The organism is Ruficoccus amylovorans (assembly GCF_014230085.1).
Lineage (GTDB): Bacteria > Verrucomicrobiota > Verrucomicrobiia > Opitutales > Cerasicoccaceae > Ruficoccus > Ruficoccus amylovorans.
This window is the reverse complement of sequence record NZ_JACHVB010000012.1, coordinates 452,839-464,606: the sequence shown is the minus strand read 5'-3', so window position 1 is coordinate 464,606 and position 11,768 is coordinate 452,839. Positions and strand designations below refer to the sequence as shown.

The 11,768-nt window shown below is 53.8% G+C and carries 8 protein-coding genes; 2 read left to right on the top strand and 6 right to left on the bottom strand.

Translation table 11 applies throughout. The features are described 5' to 3' along the window. Nucleotides 1-48: 48 nt before the first annotated feature. Nucleotides 49-1,908, bottom strand: coding sequence for an alpha/beta hydrolase family protein (locus H5P28_RS03000; RefSeq protein ID WP_185674210.1), 1,860 nt, complete (start codon nt 1,906-1,908; stop codon nt 49-51). Nucleotides 1,909-2,144: 236 nt separating this feature from the next. On the opposite strand from H5P28_RS03000, the gene H5P28_RS02995 reads away from it, so the two are divergent. Beyond that, the gene (locus H5P28_RS02995; protein WP_185674209.1) at nt 2,145-2,840 is read left to right on the top strand and encodes a hypothetical protein; all 696 of its coding nucleotides are present in this window, start codon (nt 2,145-2,147) and stop codon (nt 2,838-2,840) included. Between the two features lie 173 nt (nt 2,841-3,013). Continuing rightward, nucleotides 3,014-4,528 (top strand): sulfatase family protein, encoded by a 1,515-nt coding sequence (locus H5P28_RS02990; protein WP_185674208.1) that lies wholly within the window; start codon nt 3,014-3,016, stop codon nt 4,526-4,528. A gap of 518 nt (nt 4,529-5,046) precedes the next feature. Here the strand turns inward: H5P28_RS02990 and H5P28_RS02985 are convergent. The 5 genes from H5P28_RS02985 to H5P28_RS02965 all read right to left on the bottom strand — a co-directional run bounded on the left by H5P28_RS02985 (nt 5,047) and on the right by H5P28_RS02965 (nt 11,746). Continuing rightward, entirely contained in the window at nt 5,047-6,669 is a 1,623-nt protein-coding gene (locus tag H5P28_RS02985) for a sodium:solute symporter family transporter (protein WP_185674207.1), read from the bottom strand. Nucleotides 6,670-6,716: 47 nt separating this feature from the next. Continuing rightward, the gene (locus tag H5P28_RS02980) at nt 6,717-7,256 is read right to left on the bottom strand and encodes a hypothetical protein (protein WP_185674206.1); all 540 of its coding nucleotides are present in this window, start codon (nt 7,254-7,256) and stop codon (nt 6,717-6,719) included. A 126-nt stretch (nt 7,257-7,382) separates the two neighbouring features. After that, nucleotides 7,383-9,470, bottom strand: a complete 2,088-nt coding sequence (locus H5P28_RS02975) for a sialate O-acetylesterase (RefSeq protein WP_185674205.1) — start codon at nt 9,468-9,470, stop codon at nt 7,383-7,385. Next, nucleotides 9,467-10,846, bottom strand: a complete 1,380-nt coding sequence (locus tag H5P28_RS02970; RefSeq protein ID WP_221773341.1) for a right-handed parallel beta-helix repeat-containing protein — start codon at nt 10,844-10,846, stop codon at nt 9,467-9,469. Before H5P28_RS02970 ends, H5P28_RS02975 begins: the two co-directional genes overlap by 4 nt. A 177-nt stretch (nt 10,847-11,023) precedes the next feature. After that, the gene (locus tag H5P28_RS02965) at nt 11,024-11,746 is read right to left on the bottom strand and encodes a prepilin-type N-terminal cleavage/methylation domain-containing protein (RefSeq protein WP_185674204.1); all 723 of its coding nucleotides are present in this window, start codon (nt 11,744-11,746) and stop codon (nt 11,024-11,026) included. Nucleotides 11,747-11,768: the final 22 nt, after the last annotated feature.

Genomic DNA, 11,768 nt, shown 5'->3' with positions numbered 1-11,768 from the left:
TTTATACTGCAAAGGCCAGAGGAAGGCTCATAAGGAGCGCACCACAACTCACTCCGAGAATCGGGTATCGGCTTCCCAGGCAATTTCACCGACAGCGGGTGTCCCCTGCCTGACTGCTCCCCCCGTGATGCTAATGTCATAGATAGAGGTAAAACTTCTCATCGAAGAGGCATTGCCTCCGTTAGCCGCTGAGAAATCATCCGGGCGTAAAACTGTGCGTACCCATCCCGCTCCCGGACGAATCATCGCACGCCAACGTTCTGCCCCGGACAAGCGATAGGAATTCGCGTTGAGCGTGATCTCCGCAGATCCAAGATCATGCGTCCAGATAACCAGACGGGAATCTTCTCCGCTACGCACCGACGGATCGGTCAGTCGCCGTGTCGTGATGAGACTCAACCGCCTGCCGGACTCATCCGTGGACGCCACTCCGAATCGACCATCCACCTCAATGGCGAGAACCGGCTCGAAACCATTGGCGATCGCATAGAAATCCGTGCTGGTTTCCACAAACCACGCCTCCGCATCTCCAGCCGCAGCAATCGTGTCACCAGCCACAGCAGGCTCCTGTCCATCCGTAACACCTTCAACGGAGGACGGCACACAATTCAAAATGACATCTGAACTGATAAGCGCACCGCTTGCCGCCTTGGCCTGGGCAATCACGCTCACCGGCGTCTGCGCCGTCCACACCGGAACGATTGCCGACCACTGGTCCTTGGCCTGCCGCTCGGCAGACACATTCATCCAGCATTTTATGATATCCGGCCGCCCTCCTCTGGCAACCAGCAGGCTGACCTCGACGGCTTCTGGAGCTTGAATACTGGCCAGCAACTTCCCGTCTCCGGATGCAGAGAGGGTGACCTGGGGTGACGCGACTGGTGCCTCCGCGTCCGGCTTCAGATAGCCGTCCAGCCAGGCCATGGCGGCGCGGACATTGTCCGGCCCAAGGCTGTGGTTCCGGTTCGCGCTGTAACTGCGGGCATGCGGAGAGTTCAAGGCATTCAACACTTCTTCGGAAGCCGTCAATGTCCCGAACCAGTCGTCCGTCCCATTGCAGAACAGCACGGGGGCCTTGATGTAAGGAGCGAAACGGCGTGGATCGAAAGTCTCCGTCCACACGCGTGCCCAGTCGGCCCCTCTTCTGAGCAGTGCATGCCCCTCGGCCTTATCCCCAGCATCAAGTCCGCCAGCACCATACACCGGAACAAGAGCTTTTATCCTGCCATCGAGGGCGCCGACCACCCAAGTGAGAAGCCCCCCCCAGGAAATGCCCTGCACGCCAATACGCTCAGGATCTACCTCGGGTTGGGCCTGAAGCACATCAATAGCCCGGCGCGCAGCCAGCACAGTATGAAAGAGAAACATATCGCCGACACCGCCAGGTGGCGGATCGATGTAATCAACACGCACCGGTGAACTCCACGCCGTCGTGACATCGGCTGTCCTTCCGTCTCGCGGGCCGCCCCAGTCAAACGCAATGCAGGCGTAACCGCGCTCGACATACCAAGCGATATTCTGCGCTGTGCAGGTCTGCCCTCCACCATGAATCTGTATGATCGCAGGAACTTTCTTCTTTGCACTCGCCCCTTGTGGCACCGCATAGAGCGCATAAACCCGCTGCGCCTTTCCACCAGCAACAGATCCGGTATAGCGAAGGCTCCTCACCTTGACCGTCTTATACTGGAATTCTGCAAGCCATTCGATATCTAGCGGAGCATCTATGGGCCACGCTTCCTCCCAGCTCTCCAGGCCTCCCTCGGCTGCGAACAAGGACGTACAAAGCATCAGTATACAGCAGAAGACCAATGAATTTCTGGTACGGGTGCGTTCTACTATGCCATAGCAGGAAGCACGAAAAGCAGAACGGAATCCAGGGAAAGACATCGGGAGGGCAACTATCGTCATTTTCAATATGGGGTTTTCCTAACGGGCCAACTATAGCGAAAAGCACGTTCCTTGTCATCCCCCTGAAACCGACGTTTTATAGGCAAAATCAACCGTTATTAAGCAGTCTTTTTCAACGTGCTCTGAATGGCTACGCTGATCATGGTGTAATTCGTAAATTAAATGAATGATTTGGCATACTCATACATGGGTTTTGTTATTGATATGCATTTATGTCGTTAGGTATTCATAACAATATGGAATCACACATACCTCTTCTCGTTAGCTTACTTATTAGCGCAAGTGCCTTCTCCACCGAAATCAATAACGATTTCAATAAGCCCGACAGCGAGTGGTTCGACATCTACCAGTCCCCGCCCGATGGCTGTGAGGGATACACGGTCTACCGGGGCGAGTTCCGAATCAAAGACAATGCGCTCGCGACCGACCCAGCCAATCCCCAGGAAAAGGAAATTGTGCTCGAATCGTTTAAAACGCCGTTGTCCAAAGGGACGGATTTCAAGGCTTCGGTTGATTTCATGATACCCGAACAGTGGGATGAATCCGGCAGTGGCCTCGCTCTCGGAATACTGTTCAACTATACAGGCACGCCGGGAGACCGCCGTAATTTCAATTGCATCCGCTTTCGGGCAGATGGCTCTCGACAGACGATTCAGTTTCTGGCGATCGGCAATCAGGAGCAAATTCGAGGCGAGAACATGTCCTCAGGTCTTCTGCTTATACCCGGAAAATGGTATACCCTGTCCATTACATGCGACGAGTTCCCATCCCTGAAGTATAGCCTCAGTGAAGTCGGCTCCGAGAAGACCACCCTTGCCTCCGGGAACGTGAACCTGGCCGGACTCTCGTGTGATAAAGGATCGATTGCGCTTCAGGTCTTTGGGGAAAGCGAAGTTCTATTCGATAATTTTTCCGCAAGCCTATCGAAGTAGGAGGGACTCCTCCTTCGTGCACAATCGCGAGAAACACGTCCCACGACGAGGTGTATTTCGTAGGATAAGACAGGAGCGATTTTAGTGTGCAGCCCCCTTTTCGACCCCTAACACCAAACCCCACGCTCCGATCAATAATGGATCCCAGCCGACCAACCCCAGGAAGACTCAACATGAAAACATTTAGATTCCTCAAAACGCTCGCACTGGTATTCGGTGTCGGCGTGGTATCGCTTCCGGCCGAAGACCAGTCGTTCCTGAACATTCTCTACATTGTGAACGACGATCAGGGCTGGGGCGACCTGGGTTCGCAGGGGCACCCTTTTTTGAAGACACCGAACCTCGACCGGCTAGCAGTCATGGGGTGCACCTTGACGGATTTCTATGTCACCGGACCGGTGTGCTCCCCTTCACGAGTCGGCATGGTGACGGGCCGCATCCAAAACCGGTTCGGGCTGAATCAATTGATTAATGCTGGCGAAAAAGAACGCCTTCCCTTGTTCCAATATATTCCGCCAGAAGAGCCGACACTGCCGCGCTTGCTCCAAAAGGCAGGCTACACGACAGCACATATCGGCAAGTGGCATTGCAGTTTCCCTGAGAGACCAGGCTCCCCCCGCATGTGGGACTATGGGTACGACTACGCCGCAGTGCTGAACGCGGGCCGACATAACAGCTACAAGGACTCGGGCTGGGATGAGTCGGTGAACCATAAAACGACTCGCATCCAGACACCGGGCCAGTGGTCGGCGGACGTGTATGTGGACAAGGCAATCGACTTCATCAGCAAGGCCGGTGATAAGCCGTTTTTCGTGAACCTGTGGAGCTTCGCTCCGCATCAGGAAGTAGATGCGAGCGACGAATACCGAGCGCTGTACAAAGACCGCACGGAAAGCGAGCAGTACTTCTGCGGCGCAATCACCCAGATGGATGCGGCCTATGGCCGTCTGTTTGACTTCCTGGAGCAGCAGGGACTCATGGAGAAGACAATCATCATCTTCACAAGCGACAACGGGCCGGAGCCACATTTGATCACATGGAGCGACCGGGCTCGCGGCTCCGCCGGTGGGCTGCGTGGAGCCAAACATGAATTGTACGACGGTGGCATTCGTGCACCGGGATTAATCGTGTGGCCAGGCGTCACGAAGCCGGGGTCGGTCATCCATACGCCCGTCTGGACACCGGATATAGCGGCGACCTTGTGTGACTATGTGCATGAGAAACCGCCGGCGGAATACCCGTTTGACGGTGTGAACATCGAGCCGTTGCTAGAGGGTAAGCCCTTCACGCGTAAAGACCCGATGTATTGGCAGGCGCCCTGGCGAGGCACTTCGCTCAGGGACGGCACCGAGGACACGAGCCCTCCGCTGGCGCTGCGCGATGGCCGCTGGAAAATGCTCTGTAATGACGATTTTACCGGCATCGAACTCTATAACATGGAGATCGACATGAATGAGAAATGGAACATGAAGGACGAATATCCCGAAGTAACGGAGAAACTGTTGGCTGAGATGAAAGTCAGGTACGCCGACGTCAACGGCCCGTATTCGCGCGAGGCCGATATCTTTTCCCCCGACATCAAATTACCCAACGGCAAGAAGGTCTCGGATTACCCCATATACGCAGCGCCGGGCCTGGCGGTGATTGAATCAGAGGCGGAAGCCCAACAGTCCTCTGATTTTAATTAAGGACCTTCATCGAAGGACCATTTTTGTCGATAGGTTCTTCGGTCAAGATGGGACCGTAAAATCGGGTGAAAAAGGACGAATGCAAACCGAAGAGACTGTTCGCGATCCATCGCTCGACCTATCGGTATCGCTTTAAGTCGTGTATTCATATTACGGAGCGAGTCCGGGCAGGGTGGTTTTGAGGCCGTTTTTCGACTACCGCAAGATCACCTAAAATTCTCGTGATCATGTCTGCTTCGTTGGCAAGAACCTTGTGCAGCGCATGCGTCGCGAGAAGTATCTGCAAGTATCCGCGCCCAAACCTCTCCTACCCCTTGAGGGATTGTTCACCGGGCTTCCGACTGTGGCGTTTCTTTGCGACCATGTGCGAAGCTTCGACTTCATGAGCGACCACACCCAGCGCGGCGGAAAGCTACACGTATTCAACATTCAACCTGTTAGCCACGTAACCAATCGTAGTTAAAATATTGCTTAAAGCCCTATAGACGCTTCGTCTCACGTGAGCGCCACCATCAAGACTACCTGCCAATAGGTGGCTTTGCCTTGGGAGCTTTACTCTTGCCCCTGAAAATATTTTTAACGCTAAGCAATAGCTTAGAGTATAGATCATATCCATGTACGGTAAGCTCAATGGGGGCCGGAGCTCCCCGAAACAGCGTCAAGCTGGCCAGATACGCGAGGACCATTGTTATAATATTCGTAAAAATAGGTAACGTCCATAAATGAATCGGGAAACCCGGTATAATGCTAACGATCTTTCCATCTTTGAATATAACACATATAAACGTAATTATAACAGAACAACAAAGCCCAAAATATATCCCGTTTTTAGTCACCCGACGGGTAAAAAACCCCATTAGAAACAGGGCTAGCAATCCACCCCCGATAATCGCACCGACGATAGCCCCGACATCCATGGTAAACTCTGCGATCCCACCCGGATAAAGATCCATCAAGATGGCCAGTCCGATCATCAGCAATCCTGAGAGCAGGATCACCATCTTCCCCATCAGCAACTGCGTTCTGGCGTTCTGGGATTTGGAGAAGCGGCAGTAAAAGTCGCTCGTTATGCATGCACCGATAGAGTTGAGATCTCCCGAAATGGTGGACTGGGCGGCGGCGAACAGGCCCGCCATCACCAACCCGGTAACACCCATTGGCAGCTCGCTCCCGATGAAGTAGGGAAAGACCTCGTCGCCCTTCGTAATGGCTTCACTGAGGCGGCCCGGGTTCAGGTCATAGAAACCCCAAAGCAGCGAACCGATCAGGAAAAAGATGACCCAAGCGAGAATACAACATGCCAGTCCGATCATGGTCCCCCGAACAGCCTCCTTCACACTGGGAGCCAGGAGGTAGCGCTGAACCATGGTCTGGTCTGTTGAGTATTTTGTCAGAAACATGAACAGTCCAAACAAGGCGAAAACCCAGGAGGACTCCCGGGAGAGGTCAAAGGTGGGATCGATAACTTTAAATTTTCCGGCGTCCCAAGCCGTCGAAAATGCGGCAAATGAGGTGTCCGTCTTAAAGGATAAAAAGGCAATGACCAGGAGTCCGCAAAAGAGCATCAGCGCCCCTTGAACTACCTCCGTCAGAACCACGCCCTCAATTCCACCGAAAAAAGTGAAAATCAGCGTCCCTAATCCTAGAATCAAGATAATAGTCTTGGTATCCAGCCCAAGGACCGTACTCAAGGTAAGCGAGAGCGCATACAGGACCACGCCAACCTTGATGAAATGGCCGATCAAAAAACCGATTGTGCCGTAAAGTCGCCCGATATATCCGAATCGTTTTTCGAGGTATTCATAGGCACTCATTCGGATGGCTCTTCGGTATATCGGTATAATTAGAATCGCGCAAAAAATAACCGCGAACGGAGCCATACTTTCGCGTAATATTAACTGCCAATCATGATCATATGTCCAACCCGGAAAGGCAATAAATGTGAAGCTAGACAACAGCGTGGCAAACATCGATATTCCCGCCACCCAGCCCGGAATTTTCCTCTCGGCCACAAAATAGCGGTCCGTAGATGTCTGGCGTTTTGCGAACAGAGAACCGACAGCAATAACAAACAGCATGTAGGTCACGATCATGCCCCAGTCCAGCCAAGTCATGTAGTTCTCAGGGGTAGCTTGTTCCATTTTCTAAAAATATAATCAACGTTGTTTCGTGTGCTATTTTACAAAGGTTATCTCACGCGCATCTCTCCGTGTAAAGCGCACCTGTTTGTTTTCCCATACCGTAAAATGTGGAAAATCAATCTGCGGGCGCCAGAAGGATCCTCAGGCCAGTGCGGATAACACGCGTTGCTGACGGAAACGTGCACCAACAACTTGCGCGTCATTTCCTCCCATATCTCGGCATGTCCCGGATCGTCGAAATGGTTATTCCATTCATTGGGGTCATCTCGGAGTGAATAGAGTTCTCCGGCGGGCGTATACATTCCCTCCTCACCGGCTTGCGACGAGGGAAGGGGCAGCTTGCTGGTCCAGCCCGAGTACCCGGCAGGATATTCCTCGCCCTGGCCGTAATTTTTCACTTCATCCTCATAGATCTCTAACAAATCCGGATTCCGCTCTCCCATCAAAACAGCTCCGGTCTCATAAGCCTGCTCGTCATTGGCCGGGCCGATCCCGCGCACATCAAACCTCCGCGTCGAAGCAGAACGATTTTCCCAGCCATGGCTCCAGTTGGATTTCCAGCCAATCCCAACGCCTTTGTCGTCCATGAAAAATATAATGTTTAGAGTGCTCATTTTTAGCGCCGACATTCCTACAGTAAAACCTTTGTACAGGGTGGACCTGAGCCTCACCGGCCCTTCCTTCATTTTTTTTGGCAACTCTATCCCCGCTGGTCATTCAGGGTAGCGCACCAAGCGGGTCGTTAGCGGAAACTCATCGGTCCGAAACGGCGCAGCAGGAAAGTTGTCCATGTTGATCAGGTTCGCGGTTGGATTGTTCTGCCATGCGTAGCGAACCGCTACCGGATGGGGAACATGCTCCGAGGACACAATCACTGTTTCTCCGTCGATTTTAGCCTCAGCCCAATACCACCGGTGATCCGGGCCGCAGATTGTAAAGCCCTGTAATTGGCTCCCCGGGACAGGGATTTTCAGCGGTTTCACGGTGCCATCAGAAGTACGCACCGGATAGGAGGCATCCAGCGCTCTTGCTTTCAGCCCGCCGCCAACATTGCTGAACGAAAGACGGATCGCTCCGTCTTCAACTGTCTCCCCCTCAAAAACAGGTCCGGAAAAAGCGACGTCCTTTCCGTATGTATTCGCCAAAGCAATGGCCGCCAGTCGTTCTCCGGCAGTCTTCTTGTCACGCGGATGAATATCGCCCGCTTCACCCGCATCAATGAGCACCGCTTGCCCCGTGCCCGGCAACTCGAGTGCCAGGCTCTGAGCCTCACGCACCTCGGCCCATGAGCTCTCACCGGGCGTGGAAACTTTATCGCGATATGCGGCAAGCTGGCAGAAATAGAAGGGAAGCTCTGTCTTCCATGCATGCCTCCAGTCTTGGATCAGAAGAGGGAAAGTCTCTCGATACTGCCAGGCTCTACTATCCTGGCTCTCCCCCTGATACCAGATCACCCCGCGCAGCCCGACCGGAATCAGCGGATAAATCATCCCGTTATAGAGACGCGAGCAGAGATTTTTTTCCACCATTGGCTCCCGGGGCCGCTTCGGGGGCAGGGGGGAGTCTGCGGCAAGGGGGGGCATCGTGAACTCGATCTTCGCTAGCCAGTCACCCTCAAGGTAAAACATGTTTGAAGGGTCGTTCCCGACACGGAACGAGTTACGGCTGGCGCTTAGGCCTGCCCGTCCGTAGGGGCTAAAGACACGAACCGCCAGCAGCGATTCGCCCTCCGGCGTCGGGGGCAGGTTATACTGCCGCCCAAGCGAAGCCGTCGGCGTGGCAGTCGAAGTCTCGCCAACAAGTTTGCCGTTCCAGTAGACCCGGTCGTAATCGCGAACATGTCCCAGGTTTACAATCATGGGCTGATTGGCACGGTCCGGCGTAATGGGTACACGCTTGCGCAACCACACCGCCCCGCACTCAGGGAGCCCAACATCCTGAAAGGCTGCTGGCATTCGCACGGTTTTCCAGCCCGAGGGATCGACATCAAGCCCGGCATATTCCTGGGCATCAACCGCCCGGTCTTCTCTGCCCTGCCCCCGCATCCAGCCCTCGCAGGCTTCACAGTACTTCCGCATGCGCTCCGGATAAGTATTGAACTCCTCGCTTGCTTTTCGGCAACCTTGCTGAAGCTCCGGGTTTTCAGCAATAGCTTCCGCGCTCATCCATGTCTCGACATTGGTGCCGCCATACGACGAGTTTATAATCCCCACTGGGCAGCCCAGCGCCTGCTGCACGCAACAGGCAAAATAATAAGCGACCCCGGACATTTGCCCGATACTGTCCGGGCTGGCCGTTTCCCATCTACCACCGAGCTCACGCGTGGGCTCAGCCGCAGGATGTTTGCTAACCTTGAATTCCCGGATAAACTCGTTGCGGGGCTTCTGACGTTCCTCGGGGTAAGTGCTCGTATAGCGCAAGAAGAGCTCCATGTTGGATTGTCCCGAAGCCAGCCAGACCTCGCCGACCAACACATTGCCCAGAACAATCCGGTTGTTGCCGGCAACCGTCATGGCGAAGGGGCCTGCGCCGGTACCGCTCAGGTCCAGGCGGACTATCCAGCAGCCCGACTCATCCGCAACAGCCTCCGCCGACGCATCCTCCATCTTAACCGTGACAGTCTCACCCGGGTCTGCCGTGCCCCAAACGGGTGTGGCCGTACCCTTTTGCAAGACCATCCCGCTGGAGAAGATTGCCGGGAGCCGGACTTCAGCACGGGCGATTCCCGAACTCAGGACAAGGGCAACAAGTACCCAATGACGGACGGCCAACAATCGTGAAGATTTTTCCATCGCGATCATTCCGGCAGCGGTTGGTTGGATATCCCGTCCGTTCCGGGCTGGAGGATGTTATTACTGATGCGCAATCCGCGCGGCGACTCGCCACGTTCTGGGCTACTGGTTTCGATCAAAACGGCGTACTTAAAGCGAGGCGTCTGCTGCAACTCCGTTTCCAGACTGGTAAAAGGGTTCGATTGAATCACATTACCAGTGACGATGACATCTGTCAGGGGCGGATCATCCGGCTCCTGTCCTATATCTAGGCGAAAAACACATTTCGTCGGCCCTTCATTTTCCCAGACCCAATAGGCGTCCCCATAGCCAAAATCGGAAATGATGTTGTTTGCGATGACGCTCGATCCATCACTGTTTGGAGGGATACTTTCACCGAATTCATCCTTAGCGCCATGCGAAGCCTTGCCGGGCATCAGTCCGATACTCCAGAGGACATTTCTGGAAAACTGGTTACCGGTGATCAGGACATTGCGCGATCCATGCATCGCTTTCATACCAATAAAGGCGTTATCGACCAGATTGTTTGCGACGATGACCTGGTCGGTATGCAGATCGATCCCCTGAGCGGCATTTTGAACCCTGTTCCCCAGGATACGCGTGAACCGGCTTCTTACAGGGTTCCCGACCCAAATGGCCGAGCCCTGTTGCCACATCGCCACGTATTCTTTGTCCCAGGCTTCCTGCGCAATGAGGCTTCCTTTTACCTCGGCTTTCTCACTGAAAGTTCCCAGTTGATACTGTTCTTTAATCTCCGGTGTCGGGCACAGATTTTCTTCAATCACGGTATTTTCGGCAATCAGGGTTCCCTCGCAATCGCGGGCGGAGATCCCCGTGCCATCAATGCAATGAAAAGCAAAGCCGTAGTACTTGGGCGAATCCATGCGGTCGTCGATCGCGATCCGCATATAGTTAAGCACGGTACAGTTATTAATTGTTGAGGAGACACACTCCCGCAGGCTGATTGCGCCTGAGCGAGAACGGTTGTCGAGGACGGTAATCCCGTCCACCCGCAGAAAGCTGCATGAGTCCGCAAACAGGCCCTCAGCTTCTCCATCCGTGCCCTCCGTCCGTGTCAAAGTAATGTCCCGCAGCAACACGTTTTTCGCCCCCTTCACCTCGACAACGGGTTCGGACGGCGTGCTTTGGATGATTCGCCCATAGCCAACCAACCCGGAGCCATCATGCGTAATTCGAATACGCCGGTCCACCGTCCAATCGCCCACACCGATGTCGATCCGCTGCCCCGGATTGCTGTCGATAGCCTCTTGCAGTGATGTATAGTCACAGGCATTGGCGGTTACCTTATGAGTATATGCCTCCACGGAGTAAAGGTGGCGCAAAAGCATGAACGCGATGACAAGTGTGAATGCTGATTTTTTCATAAAAATGCCGTAGCGGATAATCTTAAAAAAATGTCGAGACCCACATTGGCCGCACCGCAACAAAAGCGTCCCGGCAATACACCGAAGAGGCAATTCGAATAAGCAATGGATGAGGGAACAAGGCTTTATGATTCTTCGGAAAAGACAAAGGAACTCAGATGGGATTCACAGCGCCTGTCACGGTGAATTCGTCACCCCCTGCAGCACCATCCAACGGTCGCCATTCTCTTCAAAATCCTCATAGGTATGAGAGCCGATATGAAAATCCGCAAACAGCACATTGGCATGCCCTTGATGACGAACCCTTTGCCCTCTCGTTCCATCCATGATCGGCTTGATCATATTCTCGATCCCCAAGGCTCCCCTTCCGGCCGAGATGTCGCCATTTGAACCATACACCGCATCCGTGATAAGTAGAAAATCAGCAGGATTCGCAATATCCCCCGCATTCAATTTAGTCCTACTGCCAAACCGTGCGCCAACCCCGCCGCTGCCATCGTCATAAGATGGTAAGACAAAAGCGTAGCCAGCCACATGATCCTCATCGTCACCTGGGCAACGTCGGTACTCCTCGATCAGTTGAGGTGCCTGACGATAGTCCGTCCCGAAATAATCACGGTAAGGACCACCACTTGAAATCCAGTTCCCATCTCCATCGCTGTGCGCATACCAGTAGATCTCGTTCCCATTGTCCAATGAGTAAGACTGGATAGCGCTCGCCCACATTTTTAAATTCCCTATACATTGCACAGACCTTCCCCTCTCAATCGTTGACGAAACGACTGGTATCAAGATAGCTGCCAGTATTGCAATGACAGCAATGGAGGCCAGTAGCTCGATCAGGGTAAATGCACGACCCAAAGGACGCTGTGAACGGAGGAGATTGGGGTAATGTTTCACAGAAATAATGTTACACAAATGA

Excerpts from the sequence above, each read along its gene's own strand:
- H5P28_RS03000 (WP_185674210.1), bottom strand. The coding sequence starts at position 1,908 with ATGACGATAGTTGCCCTCCCGATGTCTTTCCCTGGATTCCGTTCTGCT.
- H5P28_RS02995 (WP_185674209.1), top strand. The coding sequence starts at position 2,145 with ATGGAATCACACATACCTCTTCTCGTTAGCTTACTTATTAGCGCAAGT.
- H5P28_RS02990 (WP_185674208.1), top strand. The coding sequence starts at position 3,014 with ATGAAAACATTTAGATTCCTCAAAACGCTCGCACTGGTATTCGGTGTC.
- H5P28_RS02985 (WP_185674207.1), bottom strand. The coding sequence starts at position 6,669 with ATGGAACAAGCTACCCCTGAGAACTACATGACTTGGCTGGACTGGGGC.
- H5P28_RS02980 (WP_185674206.1), bottom strand. The coding sequence starts at position 7,256 with ATGGACGACAAAGGCGTTGGGATTGGCTGGAAATCCAACTGGAGCCAT.
- H5P28_RS02975 (WP_185674205.1), bottom strand. The coding sequence starts at position 9,470 with ATGATCGCGATGGAAAAATCTTCACGATTGTTGGCCGTCCGTCATTGG.
- H5P28_RS02970 (WP_221773341.1), bottom strand. The coding sequence starts at position 10,846 with ATGAAAAAATCAGCATTCACACTTGTCATCGCGTTCATGCTTTTGCGC.